The sequence below is a fragment of the Carnobacterium sp. CP1 genome, assembly GCF_001483965.1.
Taxonomy (GTDB): Bacteria; Bacillota; Bacilli; order Lactobacillales; family Carnobacteriaceae; genus Carnobacterium_A; species Carnobacterium_A antarcticum.
The window spans coordinates 1,938,627-1,962,500 of sequence record NZ_CP010796.1; the positions used below are offsets into that span (position 1 = coordinate 1,938,627).

Annotated in this window: 18 protein-coding genes, 3 rRNA genes and 2 pseudogenes; 15 read left to right on the plus strand and 8 right to left on the minus strand. The window is 39.8% G+C overall.

The features are described from left to right. Nucleotides 1–95: 95 nt before the first annotated feature. The 3 genes and pseudogenes from NY10_RS09110 to NY10_RS09120 form a co-directional block, all read right to left on the minus strand. A pseudogene (locus tag NY10_RS09110) lies at nt 96–1,634 on the minus strand (ATP-binding cassette domain-containing protein). A 326-nt stretch (nt 1,635–1,960) separates the two neighbouring features. Then, nucleotides 1,961–2,194, minus strand: a complete 234-nt coding sequence (locus NY10_RS09115; RefSeq protein ID WP_058919677.1) for a hypothetical protein — start codon at nt 2,192–2,194, stop codon at nt 1,961–1,963. 78 nt (nt 2,195–2,272) lie between these two features. Further along, complete coding sequence (locus NY10_RS09120; protein ID WP_058919678.1) at nt 2,273–2,767, minus strand: helix-turn-helix domain-containing protein; 495 nt, start codon at nt 2,765–2,767, stop codon at nt 2,273–2,275. 350 nt (nt 2,768–3,117) lie between these two features. Here NY10_RS09120 and NY10_RS09125 point away from each other — a divergent pair, with 350 nt between their 5' ends. From NY10_RS09125 to NY10_RS09200, 15 genes are all read left to right on the plus strand, one after another. Further along, a complete protein-coding gene (locus tag NY10_RS09125) occupies nt 3,118–3,534 on the plus strand; it encodes a hypothetical protein (protein WP_058919679.1) in 417 nt (138 codons plus the stop codon). 123 nt (nt 3,535–3,657) lie between these two features. Then, on the plus strand, nt 3,658–4,101 hold the full coding sequence (locus NY10_RS09130) for a hypothetical protein (RefSeq protein ID WP_058919680.1): 444 nt from the start codon (nt 3,658–3,660) through the stop codon (nt 4,099–4,101). A 415-nt stretch (nt 4,102–4,516) separates the two neighbouring features. Beyond that, nucleotides 4,517–4,870, plus strand: a complete 354-nt coding sequence (locus NY10_RS09140) for a hypothetical protein (protein ID WP_058919682.1) — start codon at nt 4,517–4,519, stop codon at nt 4,868–4,870. A 370-nt stretch (nt 4,871–5,240) separates the two neighbouring features. Then, nucleotides 5,241–5,669, plus strand: a complete 429-nt coding sequence (locus NY10_RS09145) for an FtsB family cell division protein (protein WP_058919683.1) — start codon at nt 5,241–5,243, stop codon at nt 5,667–5,669. Between the two features lie 138 nt (nt 5,670–5,807). Further along, complete coding sequence (locus NY10_RS09150; protein ID WP_058919684.1) at nt 5,808–6,296, plus strand: S1 domain-containing RNA-binding protein; 489 nt, start codon at nt 5,808–5,810, stop codon at nt 6,294–6,296. A 179-nt stretch (nt 6,297–6,475) separates the two neighbouring features. Then, the gene (gene tilS / locus NY10_RS09155; protein ID WP_058919685.1) at nt 6,476–7,870 is read left to right on the plus strand and encodes a tRNA lysidine(34) synthetase TilS; all 1,395 of its coding nucleotides are present in this window, start codon (nt 6,476–6,478) and stop codon (nt 7,868–7,870) included. Between the two features lie 28 nt (nt 7,871–7,898). Then, nucleotides 7,899–8,438: a hypoxanthine phosphoribosyltransferase gene (gene hpt, locus NY10_RS09160; protein ID WP_197409007.1), complete on the plus strand. Its 540-nt coding sequence runs from the start codon at nt 7,899–7,901 to the stop codon at nt 8,436–8,438. 114 nt (nt 8,439–8,552) lie between these two features. Continuing rightward, nucleotides 8,553–10,724 (plus strand): ATP-dependent zinc metalloprotease FtsH, encoded by a 2,172-nt coding sequence (ftsH, locus tag NY10_RS09165; RefSeq protein WP_058919687.1) that lies wholly within the window; start codon nt 8,553–8,555, stop codon nt 10,722–10,724. 157 nt (nt 10,725–10,881) lie between these two features. Continuing rightward, nucleotides 10,882–11,763, plus strand: a complete 882-nt coding sequence (gene hslO / locus NY10_RS09170; protein ID WP_058919688.1) for an Hsp33 family molecular chaperone HslO — start codon at nt 10,882–10,884, stop codon at nt 11,761–11,763. Nucleotides 11,764–11,957: 194 nt separating this feature from the next. Next, complete coding sequence (cysK, locus tag NY10_RS09175) at nt 11,958–12,890, plus strand: cysteine synthase A (RefSeq protein ID WP_058919689.1); 933 nt, start codon at nt 11,958–11,960, stop codon at nt 12,888–12,890. A 353-nt stretch (nt 12,891–13,243) separates the two neighbouring features. Continuing rightward, nucleotides 13,244–14,743, plus strand: coding sequence for a lysine--tRNA ligase (gene lysS / locus NY10_RS09180; protein ID WP_058919690.1), 1,500 nt, complete (start codon nt 13,244–13,246; stop codon nt 14,741–14,743). 847 nt (nt 14,744–15,590) lie between these two features. Beyond that, nucleotides 15,591–17,152, plus strand: a 16S ribosomal RNA gene (locus NY10_RS09185). Between the two features lie 207 nt (nt 17,153–17,359). Continuing rightward, a 23S ribosomal RNA gene (locus NY10_RS09190) occupies nt 17,360–20,278 on the plus strand. Nucleotides 20,279–20,370: 92 nt separating this feature from the next. After that, a 5S ribosomal RNA gene (gene rrf, locus NY10_RS09195) occupies nt 20,371–20,486 on the plus strand. Together the 16S, 23S and 5S rRNA genes form the textbook arrangement of a ribosomal RNA operon. 664 nt (nt 20,487–21,150) lie before the next feature. Beyond that, nucleotides 21,151–21,711 carry a DUF2441 domain-containing protein gene (locus tag NY10_RS09200; protein WP_058919691.1) on the plus strand — a complete coding sequence of 187 codons (561 nt, stop codon included), beginning with the start codon at nt 21,151–21,153 and terminating at the stop codon, nt 21,709–21,711. Between the two features lie 115 nt (nt 21,712–21,826). On the opposite strand, the gene NY10_RS12950 is transcribed toward NY10_RS09200, so the two are convergent. From NY10_RS12950 to NY10_RS12835, 5 genes and pseudogenes are all read right to left on the minus strand, one after another. Further along, entirely contained in the window at nt 21,827–22,153 is a 327-nt protein-coding gene (locus NY10_RS12950; protein ID WP_335338703.1) for a nucleoside/nucleotide kinase family protein, read from the minus strand. A 59-nt stretch (nt 22,154–22,212) separates the two neighbouring features. Beyond that, nucleotides 22,213–22,368, minus strand: a complete 156-nt coding sequence (locus tag NY10_RS12955) for a hypothetical protein (RefSeq protein ID WP_335338704.1) — start codon at nt 22,366–22,368, stop codon at nt 22,213–22,215. Then, nucleotides 22,337–22,807 (minus strand): GNAT family N-acetyltransferase, encoded by a 471-nt coding sequence (locus NY10_RS09210; RefSeq protein WP_335338705.1) that lies wholly within the window; start codon nt 22,805–22,807, stop codon nt 22,337–22,339. Before NY10_RS09210 ends, NY10_RS12955 begins: the two co-directional genes overlap by 32 nt. Nucleotides 22,808–22,946: 139 nt before the next feature. Then, on the minus strand, nt 22,947–23,297 hold the full coding sequence (locus tag NY10_RS12830) for a GNAT family N-acetyltransferase (protein WP_231726801.1): 351 nt from the start codon (nt 23,295–23,297) through the stop codon (nt 22,947–22,949). A 66-nt stretch (nt 23,298–23,363) separates the two neighbouring features. Next, a pseudogene (locus tag NY10_RS12835) lies at nt 23,364–23,852 on the minus strand (phosphoribosylanthranilate isomerase); the annotation flags it as partial. Nucleotides 23,853–23,874 lie beyond the last annotated feature (22 nt).

Below are 23,874 nucleotides of genomic sequence, written 5' to 3' on the forward strand. Positions count from 1 at the left end.
AGAGAGGAGGCAATATAAAAAGCCATCAAACCTTTTTTGTTTAAGGTTGATGACTTTTTTATTTAAACCATATTATCCATCACTTTTTGTAAGCTCTACTCAATTTCTACCCTGACCAATCCGTCTTTCTTTAATTCATACACTTGGTCACAAACCTCTTTTAAAAACATCCTGTCATGCGAAACCGTTATAATCGATCCTTCGAATCCTTTAAACAGTTTTCGTAATTCTGGTTGAGAAAGAGGTGAAAAATTCCGTGTGGGCTCGTCTAGAAGCAGCACGTTTTGTCCAGACAAATCGATTTTCAATAACAACAATTTTGCTTGTTGCCCTCCTGATAGTGATCGAATCGGATGATGCATTTCATCGGCTGTAAAACGCATGCTCCCTAGATAAGTCATCACTTGTGTGCGCTCTTCGCTGTCTCCTGTTTCGCTAAGGAACTCAACAGGTGTTTCATCCATACGTAAATAATCGGCATAATTTTGCGGCATATATCCAGCTGCAATATCTGTACGCTGACTTAATTCTGTCCACAATTGTTTCAACAGCGTACTTTTTCCAATCCCATTTTGTCCGATAATTCCTATTTTTTGAGGAGACCTAACGAGCAAATTCAGTGAATGGGCTAAAACTTTTTCCTCCAACTACACACTTTTATTTTCCAAATGAAGTATGGTTTTATTTGCAGGAAGTGGTTTAATATTTGAGAATTTCACTAAGATAGCATCTGCTTTTAACGGAATATCTTCAAAGGTTTCTTTTTCACGCTCAAATCTTCTGCCCATAGATTTTACTGCATGCATTTTCTTTTTGAGTAACCTGCCACCAGCTGGATCTTGTCTTGAAATAGTTCCTTGTGCATGATGAACACTGCTCTCAACTTGCCGGTGTTTTTCCATTTGTTTTTGGTGTTCTTCACGCTGCTTACTGGCAATTTGAAATTGTTGTTCATAGTGTGCTTCTTTTTGTTCAATGTATTCTTTGTAGGATAAGTTTGATACTGTTGCGACTGGAATCGTCTTGTGCTGTAACAGCTCAAGCTGAATAACTTTGGTCGCTGTAGCAGCAAGTAAAGATTCATCGTGCGAAATGAAAATAATAGTTAACGGAGTGGATTTGATAAAATGTTCTAGCCATTGCACTGTATCGAGGTCCAAATCGTTGGAAGGCTCGTCCAGCAATAATAAATCAGGATCCGTTGAGAGTGCTTTTAGTAGCTGGACTTTGACTTTTTCGCCACCGGATAGACTACTTAACTGTTGTGAACTTGTTAATCGATCAGCATCAAATCCAAGTTGTCCCACTAATTGATAGAGCTTTTGGTAGTCAATATCCATAACGTCTGTCTGCCCGAAAAAGTACTGGTCAACTGTGAATTCCATATATTCTTGCGGTAAGGATTGTGGCAAATAAACCATACGACTGAACTGGTTGGTTATTTCTCCTTCTGCTTGGATATAGGATTCAATGCTTTGATCCCCCATAATCCATTTCAATAATGTTGACTTTCCGTTTCCTTCTTCGCCAATGATAGCTACTTTTTCCCCAGGGTTGACTATAAAGCTCAAGTCCTTAATAATTTCTTTCAAATCTGTCAAGTGGTGCAAGGTTAAATTTCTCACTTGTAACATAAAGTTTCCTCCTATCTAATAAAATAAAACAGACCGCCAGCAAGTTTCTGCGACGGTCAGATAAATTCAAATAAACAGGGAAAATGGTGGCGTACTCCAATTTTTATAGATAGCGCCAATTAAGATTCAAAAGTTGTTTAAATGATATATCTAAAAAAACCGTTGCAAAGAAACCTGCAAGTAAGCAGAAAATGTTTCTTTTTCAATTACGATTGTTTTAGATAGTGTACATTTAGGCACAACCTTTCGATTTATTAGGTATAGTATAGCAATAATGGCTGATGCGCGCAAAGCATAAGGTGTCCTCTCTAACTACTATTAAGATGTTAAATCGTTACCCACATAAGCCATCCTACGACCGCAAATAAAATAAGTAATAATTGAATACCTAAAGAAAGCATGGCTAGTGTTTTGACCCAACTACTGTAATCCTTCATTTTAGAGTTATTCAGTATATAAATTGAAAAACCTATGCCTACAATTGGACCCACATATGATAACAAGATAAAAACAATGATTTTTACTAACTCATTTTCAAGAACCCTTTCGTTTTTATTCAAAAAAACCAAGCTCCTTTTGCAATAATCTTCAATTTTGTTGTAACGCTACTCTTCTTATCACTTGTTAGTCATTGTTCATTACTCCCCAAGATACTCAACAGTAGTCGTTCCCCAGCCTAAATAATCACCCACAACACTATAAACGACGAATAGATTCACAAATAAACAGCAAGCACATGCTAAGTAAATAAATTTATGTAGTGTGTTTGTTTTTTTGTTTCGTTTGATTACAAGTGGAGCTACAAAAAAGCCATACGGAGCAATTAAACACCCTAGGAAAGCAAGGACCAATAGTATAAGTCCTTCATCTTTTTCAGAATTTCCACGGATAAAGTCTAGATTTGGGTGCTTTTCTTCATTTTCAAGCTCGCTTTCTTCGTTTTCTTTTAACAATCCATCAACGGATACTTCATAATAGACGCTCAATTTGACCAAATTATCTAAATCAGGATAACTGTTGCCATTCTCCCATTTTGAAATAGATTGTCTAGAAATTTGTAAATGAGTCGCCACATCTCCTTGTGACAGTCCCTTTTTGACTCTGCTTTCTTTCAGTCGCTCTGCTAAAGCCACATATTTCCCTCCTTCTAGCTATCTCTCTACTATTATTATACCGAAATCGTCAACTATTGACTATCAGCGATTAGTTAACTTTTAACGCCTAATGATTTATAGTCGATTAAAAACAATAAGAAAACTCCTTGTTTTATTTGCAGAATTTTATACTTTTGTATTATAGCTTTATGCCTTGAGCTCTTAGTACGGATAGAATTAAGTTAGAAATAAGTAAAGGATAGGCTTACACACTGTAAAACTTATAAAAACTATTTCACAGTGTTAAAAATGCACTTTGCTCGGTAACTAAGTATGTTTTTTTGTTACTCTATTTATGTAAGAGAATAATTTAAGAAAGGGGTGATGATATGACAGTTACAATAAAACGTAAGACTGGCTGGTTAGGTATGGGCTCAAAAATATCAATAAACGTGAATGGAGAAAAAGCAGTGAAAATTGCACATTCTCAAGAGATAGACCTTGATATCCAAAATAATAATGCATATTTAAAGGTAACGCAGTTTGGAGCGAAAAGTAACGAAGTAAAAGTTATAGATGGAGATACAGTCGAAATCACATCAGCAAAATGGAGTTATATAAGCTATTATTTATTTTATGTTTTCTTATTTATAATAAATTTTATTCTACATTTAACTACAATGTCATTTTCAACGTATGTAATACTTCTCATTTTTGGATTTTTATTGTTTCTAGGGAGCTTCGTTTTTGTTAATAATTATTGTTTGGAAATTTTAGATAATAAAACGAGGAATGAAACTATATAATTATACAGCATATAGTAGTTTATTTAATGAAGGTTCTCAATACTCAGTAAAAATATTGAGAGCCTTATTATTGAGTGTTTTATAGCAAATGTAACCATGTATACTGTTTTAGGAGAAAAGGTAATGAAAAAGTATGATAAATATCAAAAATTCATAAGATATAAATATGGCTATTATTCATTCAACCTTTTAATCAGCTTATTTCTTTTTAATTATTTTTTGGGGTTGATTTTCAATTTTCAATGGGCTGCAACCAAAGAGCTAGAAGTGATAATTATAATGTTTGTAGTAGTTTTATTTTTTGTAAATATAAGTGTCTACCAGAATGCTTATTTTCGTAAAGGCGAGAATAAAAAGAGCTACTCTTGGTTGTTTTTAATTGTTGGGCTATTTAGCTTATATACAGCTTTTCAAACTTTTTTAATTTCTCCTGAAGAAATAATTATAGATGGAAAACTAGGCAGAGGAGTTATTCAGTTATTTTCAGGTCTTATATTTATTTCTGTTCCTCTAACCTACTTTATAAGAGTTAGAATAGACAAAAAAATGGAAAACAAAGAACAGTAATAAATTTCAAGCTAAGGATTAAAATATTGAATGTTTTAGTAATGGAGAAGGGGGTTTATAATGGAGTTTATACAAAGATCGATAGAGCTTAAATGGCCTATCTTGCTATTTGAAGTTGTTTTTTTAATTGGAGGAATCATTCTAATAACTAGTGGAATAAAAATGCGAAAACAAAGTAGAGCAACGGCTTTATTTAGTTTATTTACAGGAATTGTCATTACATTAGTCTCGTTATATTTTTTACTTATAACATTCATATTGGGGTATAATTCCTAACCAGCTAATAGTTTATTTTTAATAAACTCTTATGGCCTAAAATTTTTAGATGATAAAGCTAGAAAATAATTTTTTAGTTAATAAAAGAGAAAGAACAACAAATTTATTATAAATTGATTTGTACAGAAGAGGAGAAGTGATGAAAATACGTTACAGTGAAGCTAAGGTCAAGAAGTTCACCAACAAGAAGCTGTATGAGCGGCTCACACTGCTGAGCAACGAGAAGTCACCGGACACTAAATCGATCAAGGTCATCCTTTCGGAGATCGCCCAACGAGACCCTGCGGAGTACGAAGTGGGAAAAATTGAGGCAGAGGTGGAGAAGTCCAAGCGCCACACAGTCATGGAGTCGACGGACATTCTCTATCTAGAAATCAAGTACAATGAGGACTATCTCGCTAAGCCAGAATCTAAGACTGACCCATATGAACGCAAGCTCCGGTCGGCCATGCTTGAAATGGTCCAGAAAGAACTAGGACGTCGGACAAAATAGGCTAATCGAGTAAAGAAGGTTATTGCTCTAAAAAAGCAGAAGCAAATGCTGAAAAAGATAAATTAGAAAAGAAAATAATCTGACCAATAAACAATCTAATCATCAGATGATTAAATCGAGTGAAGTCGTCTATCGAGAATGTAGTGCACCCAAAGTTAGATCTAAAAATCTAATCTTTTAGGATTTTTACTATACTTTTAAGCAGTGGCAGTCAAATTTAGAGAAGTAAAGGATGCAAATTATTGAAAAAGAAACGTCTCCTTTTAAAAGACACATGTATTCAGGTTCTTTTAGTAATAGTATTAGACAACGCATGCGCTTTCTTGCTATAATTAAGCCAGAAATACAGTAGCAAAAGGATGGGACGTTTATGAAGAAAAAAGAGCCGACAAATATCGCTAGATTGAAAAACGACTATACCCAAGCCAAAACACTTCAAGCTCATCGTGAACGCAAACAAAAACGATCAATGCGCAGAAGACTAGCTGTTATTTTGTTTGTTGGCTGCTTAGTTATAATTGGTTTAACCACAAAAATTTGGACCAGTGCGCAAGCCATTTCTGAAATGGAGACCGAAAAGGCGGAAGCTGAAGTGGTTTTGAAAAAAACAGAAACTCAACAGGACTATTTAAATACGCAAATCAAACGTTTAGAAGATGAAAATTACGTGGCCAAGTTAGCACGAAGCCAATATTATTTATCAAAAGACAATGAAATTATATTTAGTTTGCCAGAAGACAACGCTGCAAAAGTTATTGAAGAAACAAACGAAAAAGTTGAAACGACTGAAAAAGACTGATTATTCAAAAAAAATCCTTTTTAAAGGCAGGAAACAACTTATTTTAAAAAGAAATGAATATTTAGTGAGATTTTGTTTGAAGTCGCTAGATAGCATGCTATAATAAGCATACAAGTTTTAAGGAGGAAACAATTTTATATGTCAATTGAAGTGGGAAATAAAGTTTCAGGAACAGTATCAGGTATTACAAATTTTGGTGCGTTCATCGACCTAGGTGATAGAAAGACTGGACTCGTTCATATTAGTGAAGTGTCTGATAGTTTTATCAAAGATATCAAAGATGTGTTAAAAGTTGGTGAAACAGTGACTGTGAAAGTAATGTCCATTGGAGATGACGGGAAAATCGGTCTTTCTATTAGACGTGCGGTCGATAAACCAGTTGAAACTGCTTCAAGTTCTCGAGAAAAAACCGGCGGGTATCAAGGACGCCGTGAAGGTGGAGCACCTCGTAGCAGCGGTGGATATCAAAACCAACGAAATCCTCGTGGCGCGAAAAGTGTTGAACCTAAAAAAGATGATTTTGACTCATTGATGTCATCATTCTTGAAAGACAGCGATGATCGTTTAACAACTCTAAAACGCAGCACCGAAGGCAAACGCGGTGGCCGTGGCGGACGACGCAATTAAAAAGTAAACCGAAGGATAAGGAAACTTATCCTTTTTTATGTTTTTTAAAATAAATAGGTGGATTAAGGTGCTATGTGAATTTAAAAAAGAAACCGACAAATCTAGTTTCTTCCTATATAATGAAAAGAAGCCTAAAAAAGATTGCAGAGCCGAATAAGGCTGACAAAGGAGTTCGGAAGATGGAGCAACTTTCTGGTTTTTTAAAAGATTGTCAGCACCATGCCTACTGGAAACCAACTGACCGCTTATTAGTAGCTGTTTCTGGTGGCGTGGATTCAATGGTATTAGTAGATCTGATCCATCATTTGCCAGCTAAGCTAAAACCATGGTTTGGCGTGGTTCACGTGAATCACAAACTGCGCGAGGTATCGGATGAAGAAGAAGCCTTTTTAAAGAACTATTGCCAAGAAAAAAAGATACCTTTTTTTTGTACCCAATGGAAACGAGCCGATCATCCAGTAACAGGAGAAGAAGCAGCGGCACGAAATTTTCGCTATACTTTTTTTCAAGAAATGATGCTGGCTCATAAAGCCACACACTTGGTTACCGCACATCATGGCGATGATCAAGTAGAAACGATTTTGATGCGTCTAGTGCGTGGTGGACAATTGGGGAATATGGCTGGCATTCGTGCTGTTCGGACATTTGGTTCAGGCAAGCTGGTTCGACCTTTACTGAAGTATTCTAAAGAAGAGCTGTATGCTTATAGTCGACAACACCGTTTAAGGTATTATGAAGATGAAAGCAATACTAGTTTGAAGTACACTCGAAATCGGTATCGGCAAACGATCGTGCCGCTTTTGAAGCAAGAGAATCCGAAAGTATTGAACCATTTTAATGACTTTTCCAAGGATTTATTGGATGTCTTGCACCTATCTGAACAGTTGATTCAAGAAAAGATAGATCATGTCACGATAGAAGCCAAACCAGAGTTTTGGAAATTAACGATTCCGGTTTTTCTATCCTATGAGCCTGCTCTTCAACGACAGATCCTGATGCGCCTCTTGGTGAAAGTGTTTAACGCTGATCCAATTGACTCTTTAAGGCAGCAAACAAATGAAGTGATTGCGTTGATGGTCAATGCGAAGCCGAACAGTCAGTTAAATTTACCCAATGGCTGGCGTGTGCGTAGAGAATATGAACAATTAATGATTGAAAAGCCTCCTATGGTGCTGCCGGTTCAGAAGAATCAAGAACAAAAGCTTGTACCTGAACAATGGGCAACGTTGGCAAATGGAGGGCAAATAGGATTGTTCCGAGTAGCGGCTCATGCTGAACCACCTGACAAAGGCGATCAGCACATTTGGTTGGATCCTGAAGAGGTGGTTTTGCCTTTAACGATCAGGCATCGAAAACCAGGTGACCGGATGTCGTTAAAAGGAATGGAAACAGGGCATAAAAAGATAAAATCTATTTTTATTGATCAAAAAATACCGTTGAAGCAACGTGATGAGGTCTATTTGATAACCGATGCAACAAATGAAATCATTTGGTTAGTGGAATATAAGGAATCAAGATTGTCTATTCAACGTGAAACTGATAAAATACAATACATACTCATTTACCAAAGATAAAAGAGGTCGTATTGAAAGGGAGAACAAAATTATGCAGAATGATATCGAACGCGTGCTGTTTTCAAGAGAAGAATTAGCGCAAAAAACGAACGAACTAGGACAACAACTATCCGTTGAATATAAGGAGAAAAACCCTTTAGTTGTTGGTATATTAAAAGGAGCGACTCCTTTTTTATCGGACTTGGTGAAAGAAATGGATATCTACCTTGAAATGGACTTTATGGACGTTTCAAGTTACGGTGGTGGCATTACTTCATCAGGAGAAGTCAAAATCTTAAAAGATTTAGATACAAATGTCGAAGGTCGCGATTTGCTGATCGTCGAAGACATTATCGACAGTGGCCGGACGCTTTCCTACTTAGTTGAGATGTTTCGTTACCGCAAAGCAAAATCGGTTAAAATCGTTACATTATTAGATAAACCTGAAGGCCGTGTAGTTGAAATGAAAGCTGATTACGTTGGCTTTTTAGTACCGAACGAATTTGTAGTCGGATATGGTTTAGATTATGATGAACGTTACCGCAATTTGCCTTATATCGGCATATTAAAACCAGAAATTTACCAGTAGAAATAAATGGTCAATGATGGTCAAATGTGGTATGATTAAATGGCTTTAACAAGATTAGGCTAAAAAAATATATGATGAAACTACAAAATGTTAACTTGTAGAAGGAGGGCAACAATGAAAAAAGGACTCTTAAAAAACGGGGTCTTCTATGCAATCGTCTTTCTAGGAATAATTGGAATTGTGACATGGGCAACAGATGGCTCATCTGGCGAACAAAGCACCGACATTCCAGCTAGTGAATTCGTAACGCAATTAGAAGCAAACGAAATCAAAGAATTTACGATTCAGCCAAATGCTGGCGTATATAAAATTACCGGGGAATACCGTGAAGCACAACCTTTAGAAAAAGGTTCTGATTCAAGTCTCAGTATCTTTGGTTCAACAGAAACATCAAGCAAGAACTTTACATCAGCCGTATTACAAAATGATACAACGGTGAGTGAAATCACTGCTGCAGCAAAAGAGAACAATATTGTAGTTACTCCAGTACAAGAAGAAACAACCGGTATATGGGTAACCTTATTAGTATCTGTTTTACCATTAGTTATCTTTGTTTTCTTCATTTATATGATGATGAGTCAAAGCGGACAAGGTGGAGGCGGACAAGGCGGACGTGGTGTGATGAACTTTGGTAAATCAAAAGCCAAAGAATCAGATAACAAAGCCAACAAAGTACGTTTCTCCGATGTCGCAGGGGCAGACGAAGAAAAAGAAGAATTAGTAGAAGTTGTTGAATTCTTGAAAGACCCAAGACGTTTTGCTGAACTTGGCGCACGTATTCCAGCAGGTGTTTTATTAGAAGGACCTCCAGGAACAGGTAAAACGTTGCTTGCTAAAGCCGTAGCCGGTGAAGCTGGCGTACCGTTCTATTCTATCTCCGGTTCGGACTTTGTTGAAATGTTCGTTGGGGTTGGAGCAAGCCGTGTACGTGATTTATTCGAAAACGCGAAGAAAACTGCACCATCTATCATCTTTATTGATGAAATCGATGCTGTTGGTCGTCAACGTGGCGCAGGAATGGGCGGCGGACACGATGAACGTGAACAAACATTAAACCAATTGCTTGTTGAATTGGATGGATTCTCTGGAAACGAAGGAGTAATCGTCATTGCTGCGACTAACCGTTCAGACGTATTAGACCCAGCGTTATTGCGTCCAGGACGTTTTGACCGTCAAATCCTTGTAGGTCGTCCAGATGTCAAAGGCCGTGAAGCTATTTTGAAAGTTCATGCCAAAAACAAACCATTTGCTAAAGATGTCGACTTAAAAGTCGTTGCTACTCAAACACCAGGATTTTCTGGTGCAGATTTAGAAAACTTACTAAACGAAGCAGCTTTAGTAGCTGCTCGACGCAACAAAAAAACGATTGATGCTCTTGATTTAGACGAAGCTCAAGACCGTGTTATTGCTGGTCCAGCTAAGAAAAATCGTGTTATCAGTAAAGTGGAACGTGCGATGGTGGCTTACCATGAATCAGGACATACAATTGTTGGAATGGTTCTAAGCGACGCACGCGTTGTTCATAAAGTGACGATCGTTCCTCGTGGACGTGCAGGCGGATATGCTATCATGCTGCCTAAAGAAGACCGTTTCTTGATGACTAAAAAAGAAATGTTTGAACAAATCGTTGGTTTATTAGGTGGTCGTGTAGCCGAAGAAATGGTCTTCGATTCACAATCATCAGGCGCCAGCAATGACTTCCAACAAGCTACTGCTTTAGCAAGAAGTATGGTAACTGAATACGGAATGAGTGATAAGCTAGGACCTGTTCAATACGAAGGCAACCACCAAGTGTTTGTCGGTCGCGATTATGGCCAAACGAAAGCTTATTCTGAACAAATTGCTTTTGAAATCGACCAAGAAGTACGCCGTATTATTGTGGATGCTCACACTGAAGCGCGTCGTATTCTAGAAGAACACAAAGCACAGCATAAATTGATTGCTGAAAAACTGCTTGAACTGGAAACATTAGACGAGAAAACAATCAAGAGTCTATTTGAAACCGGCGAAATGCCAGTTGTGAAGAGTGTCGAAAATGACTACCCGCATGAAGACACAGAGGGTGCTAGTTTCGAAGAAGCCAAACGAGCAAGAGAAGCAAAAGAGTTAGAACGTTTGGAAAAAGAAAAGAAACAAGAAGAAGAAAGAAAACACCATCCGGAAAAAACTGAAGAAATCGTAGAAGATGTGAAGAAAGAGTTGGGCGTTGATGAAAAAGAAGAGCATTCTTCTGAAGACGAAGACGACCGTAAAGACAAAAACAACAACACATCGGACGATAACTAATTTAAGCCGGTACAAGAATGTGCTAAAAGAGGGATGCGCTTATCGTGCGTCCCTCTTTTGTACTGAAAAATACCTTGTGAACACTCTAAGCTTTACTTTAGTAAGTATTTAACCTAAAGTAACCTTAATCAAAAATTATTTTAAAGGAGTCAAAAAAATGACAGATTATTTATTGAAAAGTCTTTGTTACGATGGACAAGTGAGAGTTTATACGATCGATGCTACAGAAGCGGTGGCTGAAGCGCAACGAAGACACGAAACTTGGAGCGCCTCTTCAGCAGCGTTGGGCCGCACAATGATCGGAGCTTTATTATTAGGAGCTACTCTTAAAGGAGAAGAAAAAATGACCGTCAAAGTTGAAGGCGATGGTCCAGTCGGACATATCATCGTTGACAGCAACGGCAAAGGCGAAGTAAAAGGGTATATTGCGAACCCGAAAGTGAATTTGCCGCTGAATGAAGCTGGTAAATTAGACGTACGCGGAGCAGTGGGAACGGAAGGTTCGTTGACTGTAACGAAAGACTTGGGAATGAAAGAAGCTTTTTCAGGGCAAGTGCCATTGGTCAGCGGAGAATTAGGCGAAGATTTCACCTACTATATGGCGAATTCAGAACAAACACCTTCTGCAATTGGTTTGAGTGTCTTGGTAGATACCGATGATTCTATCAAAGCTGCAGGTGGATTTATGATTCAAGTCATGCCTGGTGCAACAGAAGAGACCATTACGGGGCTTGAAAAACAATTAGCCGAGATTCCAATGATCTCGCAATTGATGGAAAATGGTGAAAAACCAGAAGAGATTTTGAACCGCTTGGTCGGCGAGGGCAACGCAAACATTTTGGAAAAGATGCCGATCACGTTCAAATGCGACTGTTCTAAAGACCGCTTTGCTCGAGCTATTATAGCATTAGGAGCGAAAGAAATTGACGAAATGATCGTAGAAGATCAAGGCGCTGAAGCCAGCTGTCACTTCTGCGGCAACCATTACCATTACAGTGTGGCAGATTTAGAAGCTTTAAAAGCTGAAGCTAACAGCTAAATCGTTTAACTGAAAATGAGTGAGCAAGTTTAACAGGAGACCGAGTCGTCTAAGGACACTCAGGTCTCTTTTTTTGTTTTTAAACACATTTAGAATACTGAGATCAAAAAAAGATAAAGTGAATCGCTTGCTATCGAAAGCGATTCACTTTAAGATTAACCTATTAGAAATCAATTTTTTAGGAGGACTTACTAATGGCTAAAATCGTTACGAGCGTTACGGATTTAATTGGAGAAACACCCATCATTAAACTGTCTAATAAAGTTGTTCCTGCCGGTGCAGCAGATGTATATGTAAAACTAGAGTCTGCTAATATTGGTGGTAGTGTAAAAGACCGTATTGCTTTAAATATGATCGAAGTTGCCGAACAAGAAGGCAAGCTAAAAGAGGGCGACACCATCGTTGAACCGACTAGTGGAAACACAGGTATCGGCTTAGCGATGATTGCTGCAGCAAAAGGGTATAAAACGATTTTTGTTATGCCGGATACAATGAGCATTGAACGCCGTAAACTATTGAAAGCCTATGGTGCCGACTTGATTTTGACACCAGGAGCTGATGGCATAAAAGCGTCGATTGCCAAAGCAACAGAGTTAGCTGCTCAACCAGGTCACTTTATGCCGATGCAGTTTGATAATTTAGCCAATCCGGCAGTACATGCAGCAACAACAGGACCAGAGATTTTAGCTGCTTTTGATGGAGTGGCGCCTGATGCGTTTGTTTCCGCAGTAGGGACCGGCGGAACATTAACCGGAGCTGGTCAAGTTTTAAAACAAGCTAAACCTGATATAAAAATTTATGCTTTAGAACCTGCTGAATCTCCCGTTTTAAGCGGCGGAGTTTCAGGTCCGCATAAAATACAGGGGATCGGAACCGGATTTGTTCCGAAAGTATTGGATACAGTGCTTTATGATGATGTCCTGCATGTTACCAGCGAAGAAGCTTTTGAAATGACCCGGGAAGTTGCTTTAAAAGAAGGCTTGTTAGTCGGGATTTCTTCAGGAGCAGCTATTAAAGGTGCGATTGAAGTCGCTATTAAATTAGGTGCAGGCAAAAAAGTCGTTACTATTGCTCCTGACAACGGAGAGCGTTACTTATCAACAGCTTTATTTCCAGAAGAAGTCTAAAAGTGAAAAACAGAAAAAGCTGAACGAGTCTGTTCAGCTTTTTCTATTTAGACGTTGAAAACCCGCTTACTTTTTAGCATTTCTCTTTTACTGATAGATGAAATGTGGTAAGATAAATCGTATGAAATTGTTGCCCTAATGGATCGATTTGCGACAGGCACTGAAGAACGTGAAATGATGAAAGCTCAAAAAGCAGCTGAACTAGAAGCTTGTTCAGCTAAGACAAAAAAAGAAAATCAGTTAGGGAATTAATGAGAGCCTCTTTAATTCCCTTGCTTTTTTTGCATGCTCTTGGCATTATTAAGAGAGATAAGATAAGTAGCGCAAACTACTATAGGAATGGAGCGGAAAAAATGAGTCAGGAAGAAACACACCAAGAAGAAATGAATGACCAACTGCAAGTACGTCGTGAAAAAATGGACCATTTACGTGAGCGCGGAATTGATCCGTTTGGTGGACGTTTTGAAAGAACCCATTTGTCGAGTGAGCTGCATGCAGCTTACGATGCATTTACAAAAGAAGAGATAGCTGAAAAAGAAGAAACGGTAACGATTGCTGGACGTATCATGACCAAACGTGGAAAAGGGAAGGTCGGTTTTGCTCATTTACAAGACCGCAAAGGCCAAATCCAAATTTATGTTCGTAAAGATGCTGTTGGCGATGAAGATTATGAAACATTTAACGATGCTGACTTGGGAGATTTTATTGGCGTAACTGGAACAGTCATGAAAACAAATACGGGAGAAGTTACTGTTAAACCGTCTTCTGTTGTCCAATTGTCAAAAGCATTGCGTCCTTTGCCAGATAAGTATCATGGATTGACCAATGTTGAACAACGTTATCGTCAACGTTACTTAGATTTGATCAGCAATCAAGAGAGTTTTGACCGCTTTACAAAACGCAGTCAAATCATTCGGGAGATCCGCAACTATTTGAATGCACAAGATTATCTAGAAGTAGAAACTCCTACTTTGCATAATTTAGCTGGCGGAGCAGCTGCTCGTCCGTTTATTACCCACCATAATGCTTTGGATATGGAACTGTATCTACGGATTGCTCTTGAGTTGCATTTGAAACGTTTGATCGTCGGCGGAATGGAAAAAGTTTATGAAATCGGCCGCGTTTTCCGTAATGAAGGGGTAGATACTACGCATAACCCTGAGTTCACTATGTTGGAACTCTATACGGCTTATACTGATTTTGAAGATGTTATGGATTTGACGGAAGGTTTGATCCGCACAGTAGCTGAACGTGTTCTAGGGACAGCCAAAATTACTTATGCTGCACAAGAGATCGATTTGGAAAGCACTTGGAAACGTCAGCATATGGTAGATGCTATTAAAGAATTTTCAGGAGTCGATTTTTGGCAAGAAATGACGGATGAAGAAGCTATCGCAATTGCAAAAGAACACAACGTTCCTTTGCCTGATCACAGTTGTTTTGGCCATGTCGTCAACGAATTCTTTGAAGTGTTTGTAGAAGATAAATTGATTCAACCGACATTTATTTATGGACATCCGGTAGAAATTTCTCCGTTAGCGAAGAAAAATACGAAAGACCCAAGATTTACTGATCGTTTTGAAGTCTTTATTGTCGGACACGAATACGGGAACGCGTTTAGCGAATTAAACGATCCAATCGACCAAAGAGAACGGTTTGAGTCTCAAACAAAAGAACGAGAACAAGGAAATGATGAAGCTCATCCTATTGATGAAGACTTTATTGAATCATTAGAATACGGTATGCCTCCAACTGGTGGTTTAGGTATTGGAATCGATCGTTTGGTTATGTTATTGACAGACGCACAATCTATTCGTGACGTTCTGCTGTTCCCAACGATGCGCAACCATTAATAAATAAAAAAGGGAATGAGACAAAAAGCGTTTAGACCCGAATCACTGGAACGAATAAGCGCAGTATGGTCACAGACCATCGAGCATTATTCGTGAAGTGGACGTCGGGTCTGCTTTTTGGAACACGTTCTAGAATAAATATTCGGATATGCAAAAGAGGTTGGGACTTTTGTCCCAACCTCTTTTTTATTTTGCAGGTTTAAACAAGCTAGGGTAAGTGAAGTCTTTTTTATAATGCTCTTTTTCTGTCTTTCTTCTATAAGAATGAAAGAATAGAAAGTAAAAAAGAAAGAAGCGGCACCGTGAAATCAGAAAATTAATCTTTATTTAGGGAATAAAAGCTGAAAAACAAGAAAAAATTCATAGAAATAATATAAAAGTGAATAATTATACCGTGGCGTATAATTATTAAACGAAACATTTAGATGGTAAAACAGAAGAACTTTCGGTTTTACTTGTAAGTAAGCGGAGTTATTCTTTGTTTAGTTTAAGTTCATATGGATTGTCAAAAATAAAAAAACTTTTAACAGTAAAGTGTTGACGGAAGTTTGAGAACCTGTTATATTAGTAGATGTCGCAGCGATACATCGCAGCAACGAGAAAAACAAATTTAAAAAAGTTGTTGACAAGTAAGTCAGCTTCTGGTAATATTTAGAAGTTGTCAAAACGGCAACAGCAACCAAATTAGACCTTTGAAAACTGAACAAAGCAAAACGAACCAAATGTGTAAGGTGGTTTAACCAAGGGTTAAACCAACAGAAACAAAGTGAATAATTATTCGCTAGCAAGTCAATTAATGAGCTTCAAGCATCATTAAAAGGGTGAAGTCCTAACGGACGGAGCCAACTTTTATGAGAGTTTGATCCTGGCTCAGGACGAACGCTGGCGGCATGCCTAATACATGCAAGTCGAACGCTTCTTTTCTACCGGGTGCTTGCACCCACCAGAGAAGAAGAGTGGCGGACGGGTGAGTAACACGTGGGTAACCTGCCCATAAGTGGGGGATAACAGCCGGAAACGGCTGCTAATACCGCATAATTCCAGTGATCTCCTGATCGTTGGATGAAAGGTGGCTTCGGCTACCGCTTATGGATGGACCCGCGGCGTATTAGCTAGTTGGTGAGGTAATGGCTCACCAAGGCAATGATACGTAGCCGACCTGAGAGGGTGATCGGCCACACTGGGACTGAGACACGGCCCAGACTCCTACGGGAGGCAGCAGTAGGGAATCTTCCGCAATGGACGAAAGTCTGACGGAGCAATGCCGCGTGAGTGAAGAAGGTTTTCGGATCGTAAAACTCTGTTGTTAGAGAAGAACAAGGATGAGAGTAACTGCTCATCCCCTGACGGTATCTAACCAGAAAGCCACGGCTAACTACGTGCCAGCAGCCGCGGTAATACGTAGGTGGCAAGCGTTGTCCGGATTTATTGGGCGTAAAGCGAGCGCAGGCGGTTCTTTAAGTCTGATGTGAAAGCCCCCAGCTCAACTGGGGAAGGTCATTGGAAACTGGGGAACTTGAGTGCAGAAGAGGAGAGTGGAATTCCACGTGTAGCGGTGAAATGCGTAGATATGTGGAGGAACACCAGTGGCGAAGGCGACTCTCTGGTCTGTAACTGACGCTGAGGCTCGAAAGCGTGGGGAGCAAACAGGATTAGATACCCTGGTAGTCCACGCCGTAAACGATGAGTGCTAAGTGTTGGGGGGTTTCCGCCCCTCAGTGCTGCAGCTAACGCATTAAGCACTCCGCCTGGGGAGTACGGCCGCAAGGCTGAAACTCAAAGGAATTGACGGGGACCCGCACAAGCGGTGGAGCATGTGGTTTAATTCGAAGCAACGCGAAGAACCTTACCAGGTCTTGACATCCTTTGACCACTCTAGAGATAGAGCTTTCCCTTCGGGGACAAAGTGACAGGTGGTGCATGGTTGTCGTCAGCTCGTGTCGTGAGATGTTGGGTTAAGTCCCGCAACGAGCGCAACCCTTATTACTAGTTGCCAGCATTCAGTTGGGCACTCTAGTGAGACTGCCGGTGATAAACCGGAGGAAGGTGGGGATGACGTCAAATCATCATGCCCCTTATGACCTGGGCTACACACGTGCTACAATGGATGGTACAACGAGTCGCAAGACCGCGAGGTCAAGCTAATCTCTTAAAGCCATTCTCAGTTCGGATTGCAGGCTGCAACTCGCCTGCATGAAGCCGGAATCGCTAGTAATCGCGGATCAGAACGCCGCGGTGAATACGTTCCCGGGTCTTGTACACACCGCCCGTCACACCACGAGAGTTTGTAACACCCGAAGTCGGTGAGGTAACCTGCAAAGGAGCCAGCCGCCTAAGGTGGGATAGATAATTGGGGTGAAGTCGTAACAAGGTAGCCGTATCGGAAGGTGCGGCTGGATCACCTCCTTTCTAAGGAATATTACGGAACCTCACACATTCGTTTTGGCTTTGTTCAGTTTTGAGAGGTCTAATCTTCTCAATGCATCAAAAATGTTGTTCTTTGAAAACTGGATAGTGTTTAACAATTGTAACAAAGTAAGAAACCAAGTAAAAACCGCGTTTTATTTTTTACGATTCGCATCAATTGATGTTGGATCGCTATTAACAACGACCATAGGTTAAGTTAATAAGGGCGCACGGTGGATGCCTTGGCACTAGGAGCCGATGAAGGACGGGACTAACGCCGATATGCTTTGGGGAGCTGTAAGTAAGCTGTGATCCAGAGATTTCCGAATGGGGAAACCCAGCACCTTTGATAGGGTGTTACTGCTGACTGAATACATAGGTCCGTAGAGGTAGACGCAGAGAACTGAAACATCTAAGTACCTGCAGGAAGAGAAAGAAATTCGATTCCCTGAGTAGCGGCGAGCGAAACGGGAAAAGCCCAAACCAGAAAGCTTGCTTTCTGGGGTTGTAGGACTGAACACATAGAGTCATAAATGAACGGTGTAAGAGAAGCGACCTGGAAAGGTCCGCCAAAGAGGGTAAAAGCCCCGTAACTGAAACCCCGTTCACTCTGATCAGTATCCTGAGTACGGCGGAACACGAGAAATTCCGTCGGAATCCGGGAGGACCATCTCCCAAGGCTAAATACTCCCTAGTGACCGATAGTGAACCAGTACCGTGAGGGAAAGGTGAAAAGAACCCCGGAAGGGGAGTGAAACAGCACCTGAAACCGTGTGCTTACAAGTAGTTAGAGCCCGTTAATGGGTGATAGCGTGCCTTTTGTAGAATGAACCGGCGAGTTACGATCCCATGCGAGGTTAAGTCGATGAGACGGAGCCGTAGCGAAAGCGAGTCTGAATAGGGCGAATGAGTATGTGGTCGTAGACCCGAAACCAAGTGATCTACCCATGTCCAGGTTGAAGGTGCGGTAATACGCACTGGAGGACCGAACCCACGTATGTTGAAAAATGCGGGGATGAGGTGTGGGTAGCGGAGAAATTCCAATCGAACTTGGAGATAGCTGGTTCTCTCCGAAATAGCTTTAGGGCTAGCCTCGGAATAAGAATCATGGAGGTAGAGCAACTGTTTGGACTAGGGGCCCTTCTCGGGTTACCGAATTCAGATAAACTCCGAATGCCATTGATTTATATCCGGGAGTCAGACTACGAGTGATAAGATCCGTAGTCGAGAGGGAAACAGCCCAGACCACCAGCTAAGGTCCCAAAGTTTATGTTAAGTGGAAAAGGATGTGGGGTTGCTTAGACAACTAGGATGTTGGCTCAGAAGCAGCCATCATTTAAAGAGTGCGTAATAGCTCACTAGTCGAGTGACCCTGCGCCGAAAATTTACCGGGGCTAAACATAACACCGAAGCTGTGGATAGAACTTAGGTTCTATGGTAGGAGAGCGTTCTAAGGGCGTCGAAGCTAGACCGTGAGGACTGGTGGAGCGCTTAGAAGTGAGAATGCCGGTATGAGTAGCGAAAGACGGGTGAGAATCCCGTCCACCGAATGACTAAGGTTTCCTGGGGAAGGCTCGTCCTCCCAGGGTTAGTCGGGACCTAAGTCGAGGCCGATAGGCGTAGACGATGGATAACAGGTTGAGATTCCTGTACCCGTTTGTTTTGTTTGAGCAATGGAGGGACACAGTAGGCTAAGGAATACGCACTGTTGGATATGTGCGTCCAAGCAACAAGTCTTGAAGCGAGTCAAATGCTTGCTTCTCTAAGGACAAGTTGTGATGGGGAGGGAAATTAAGTACCGAAGTTCCCGATGTCACACTGTCAAGAAAAGCTTCTAGTGAGAAACAAACGGCCCGTACCGCAAACCGACACAGGTAGTCGAGGAGAGAATCCTAAGGTGTGCGAGTGAACTCTCGTTAAGGAACTCGGCAAAATGACCCCGTAACTTCGGGAGAAGGGGTGCTGACCATTTGGTCAGCCGCAGTGAATAGGCCCAAGCAACTGTTTATCAAAAACACAGGTCTCTGCTAAATCGAAAGATGACGTATAGGGGCTGACGCCTGCCCGGTGCTGGAAGGTTAAGAGGATGGGTTAGCTCTCGAGCGAAGCTCAGAATTGAAGCCCCAGTAAACGGCGGCCGTAACTATAACGGTCCTAAGGTAGCGAAATTCCTTGTCGGGTAAGTTCCGACCCGCACGAAAGGCGTAATGATTTGGGCACTGTCTCAACGAGAGACTCGGTGAAATTATAGTACCTGTGAAGATGCAGGTTACCCGCGACAGGACGGAAAGACCCCATGGAGCTTTACTGCAGTTTGATATTGAGTGTTTGTACAGCTTGTACAGGATAGGTAGGAGCCGATGAAACCAGGACGCTAGTCTTGGTGGAGGCGTTGGTGGGATACTACCCTTGCTGTATGACCACTCTAACCCACAGCCATGATCTGGCTGGGAGACAGTGTCTGACGGGCAGTTTGACTGGGGCGGTCGCCTCCTAAAGAGTAACGGAGGCGCCCAAAGGTTCCCTCAGAATGGTTGGAAATCATTCGTAGAGTGTAAAGGCAGAAGGGAGCTTGACTGCGAGACCTACAAGTCGAGCAGGGACGAAAGTCGGGCTTAGTGATCCGGTGGTTCCGCATGGAAGGGCCATCGCTCAACGGATAAAAGCTACCCTGGGGATAACAGGCTTATCTCCCCCAAGAGTCCACATCGACGGGGAGGTTTGGCACCTCGATGTCGGCTCATCGCATCCTGGGGCTGTAGTCGGTCCCAAGGGTTGGGCTGTTCGCCCATTAAAGCGGTACGCGAGCTGGGTTCAGAACGTCGTGAGACAGTTCGGTCCCTATCCGTCGCGGGCGCAGGAAATTTGAGAGGAGCTGTCCTTAGTACGAGAGGACCGGGATGGACACACCGCTGGTGTACCAGTTGTTCTGCCAAGAGCATCGCTGGGTAGCTATGTGTGGACGGGATAAACGCTGAAAGCATCTAAGCGTGAAGCCCCCCTCAAGATGAGATTTCCCATCACGCAAGTGAGTAAGACCCCTGAGAGATGATCAGGTAGATAGGTTGGAAGTGGAAGTACAGCGATGTATGGAGCGGACCAATACTAATCGGTCGAGGACTTAACCAATTTTTTAAACGGTGTCTTGGTTTCGACACGATGTTGCAAGAGAAAAACACTATCCAGTTTTGAGAGAACACCGTTCTCTTGATGAAACAATGTGCGGTGGTGACGGCAAGAAGGTCACACCTGTTCCCATGCCGAACACAGCAGTTAAGCTTCTTAGCGCCGATGGTAGTGAAGGGTTTCCCTTTGTGAGAGTAGGACGCTGCCGCGCAATCTAAAAAGGTACCATCTTCGGATGGTGCCTTTTTTTTGTGCCTAAAACTAAATAAATTAAGGTTCTTTATCGATCGTGTTGGCAATTCTTAAGAGAGCGAAATCCCTTCAAAATGTACGTGTTTGCTTGTAGAGAGCCATGGGATCACCTAGCCCTTTCGCCCTTGGGGGTCGGTTTTCAAGCCTCCAACGAAGCCTCCAACGAAGCGTAAACGCTTCGTGATTAACATTGAACTCTTTTCATGGTTATAAGCCAACGCTATTCCTCCCGAAATTTCAAAATTGTAAAATAGGAATACATTTATTGGCTTACCAAAACCAAAAATAATAGAACCTAAATTAAAAGTAGATTTGAGTAAAAAAAGTATAATTAACTCTACATAAATGAAAACATTATTATATAAGGTAAGAATAATAAATAGACATAAGAGAAAAAGAAAAAAATGAATGAACGAATAAGATTTTCATTAAACTCTTTGATAAGAAAAAACAATCCAATGATAATTGCTGAATTATCCTTTAAATGCGCTGGTATATAAGATGAGCAAGTATCAATTAGACTATGCTTTTAAAGATAATTTGTTGAGTGTCGTTATTACTTATATATTCATTAATGGTAAACTAATTGTGTTATACCAATTAGTTGTAAAAGGAGTGAAAGTTTGGACTATTATCATTTAGTTACTAGAAAACCTATGTATAAAGGGCAAAAAATAGATTTTGGAAGCAATCACAAAAATCGATTGTATTATTTCTTTTTAGATAATGGGTTTAGTGATTTCAGAGGCAGAACTTTTGACCAAGCTATTAATGAGTTAGACACTAAGGTAGAAGGAAATGAACGATTGTTTTTAAAAAACTCTTTTGAACATTCTTCCAAAGCTATTAGAGAAGTTATCACTGAGATGGTTCGTCTAGAACATTTTCCAGAATTGCCATCAAGATTTGAATGTTTATACGGCGTGGAAAGTTTGAGGAGCTTAGCTCAGTGGCAAAAAACATTTAACTCCTATAACAGAGAAATAATACAAATTGTTAAACTTGAAACAAGCGGAAAAATTTTTAAAGGAAATGCTGATTTGTTACCATCAATAAAAAATAAGTCATTTCTAGAAAAAATCGAACAAGCAAAACTGTATTGGTCGTCCTCGTCAGAAAGTAATTTATCAGAAGTGTTAATTGGCGGAGAAATAACGGTAACAGAAATCATTGAAGAGTTTTAATAGCGGGTATTCCAACGATTAAGTGTAAATAAACTCAATTGTTGGAATAGGGCTAAAAAGAAGACGAATATGTGCGTCTGAAGTTTTTTTGTTAAACAGTATCTTAAGGAACTATTTAATTCGTCACCTGCATCACTTTTTTTATAGAGTTAAGCTGTTCAATTAAAGGCAGGGTACCATCAATGATTAAATCGACATCTTCACTAACAAAAGCATCATAATCTATAAAAATTTGTCGAGCAGAGTCTACATATGTTTGGGCCCAAATCAGAATTTCTTCAACAGATTTGTCTGAATAATCTCTAATTAGTTGCCTTGCAAAAGCTACATCTAAGGGTGTTTTTAAATACACGGCTTTAGTAATGTATGGTTTTAATGCCTTATGTTTATATCCAAAAGGGAAGTCTACAAAAATAAATGGAAATTTATCTTTAGCTGACAAAAAGTCCTTCATTAAGAGGTTGAGGTCATATTGATTTACAGCATCTTGGATGGGTGTTTCTATTGGTGGCGCTGAAGGGGTAATGCATCAATACTGTAATCATCAAAAGAGATCACTTTGCTGTCTATAAATTCTTTATGCAGTTCATTGATCAAAGTAGTTTTTCCTCCAGCAGTTACCCCGCTAACCACGACTACAAAGCTTTTTACCAACATTCATTGTTCCTCCAATCCTTATATAATAGTCTATATTAGTGTTTTTTAAATTTTTAGACATATAGATGCATAAATCATCATTATTCATACAAGCTTCTCCACTATCTACATTTTTATTTTCAAACCAGACTCCAGACCCATCAGGCAGGGTCCCTCGTTTTACGTAAATGCGTTGTGCTGCACCATATCCTTTGTGTAATCCAACTCCTAAAGTAATAATAGATGAAAACTGCTCAGCTTTATTTTCTGCTGCGGCTAGTAGGGAACTTCCAATTCCTTGTTTTTGATACTTTTCAAAAACATTAAAATCAGCAACCTCAGGTAGTTCACTTGCTTGAAAAGGTCCATTCTTTGCTTTTCTTACTAATGTCACATATCCAGCAATATGTCCATCTAACTCCGCCACAAAGACGAATCTGCTTTTATTTTGTTGCTCCAACCAATAACTCTCTAATATTTCATACCTGCCATCCCAACCTTATACTAAAAAAGCGTTGGCAATTTTAAAGATATTTTCCTCTTTCATTAATCTGATTTTCATCCTTACAAACCACTTTTAAATAACAGTTTTTAATAAACTAAATAATATTTTTCGTTAAAATAATTTCATAAGTTTCTTTAGGAGGAAAAAAGCCTCCAACAGATTTAAAGCCAAGTTTATGGTATAAATGCTGTGAATATTCTTCACTAGCGGTAGAAGTCATAATTTCATTAAAACCACGTAATTTCATATCCCATTCAAAGGAATCTATTAGAGCAGTTCCATATTTTTTATTTCTAAATGGTTCAAGGATATAGAGCATATCAATAAAAGGAATTGAATCCCAAAAATAGCTGAATCTTAGCCAACCGATTAATTCATCTCTTTCAATGATAAGAACTCTTTTTTCTTTAATTGCAGAATTTAATCTATGAGGGTCTATATGCATGTCTTTGTTCGATAAACTATTACAATCATCAGGAATAGCAAAGCGTATCTTCACATCTTCTGTTCTTACTGATTCCAAATACTTAATTTTTTCAAAGTCTTTATTATTATTTTTATCATTTCTGTAACTATCTTTGGCAGATGCTTTATATATCTTTAGGAATTGTTCTGCTGTTGGAACATAAAATCTTGCTTCCTCTATTTCCTCACTTTTCAGCTCTTTAATTTCAGTATCCGCATAATCGGGTAAAGTATCCATAACGCCATACTGAATAGAAAATCTTCCGTTGCTAAATTCATGTTCATGTAAATCGATGAGCTGATAGCCAATTTGGTTCATAACTTTTAAAATAGTATCCCAATTGAGTATTCTGTCTTCATCTGCTGCTTCCCATCCTCTAGGGTCACCTGGAACATGGATATCTATATCTTGAGCTTTCCAGTTTATCCTAGTAACATACTCTAAACCTAAAGATCCCATTAATAAAGGAGTGATCCCATAACTATTTAGTGCTCTTGAAATTTTTAAAAACTCTGAAAACTTAGTCTGATTCATTAGAATTGCTCCTAGTTAGATT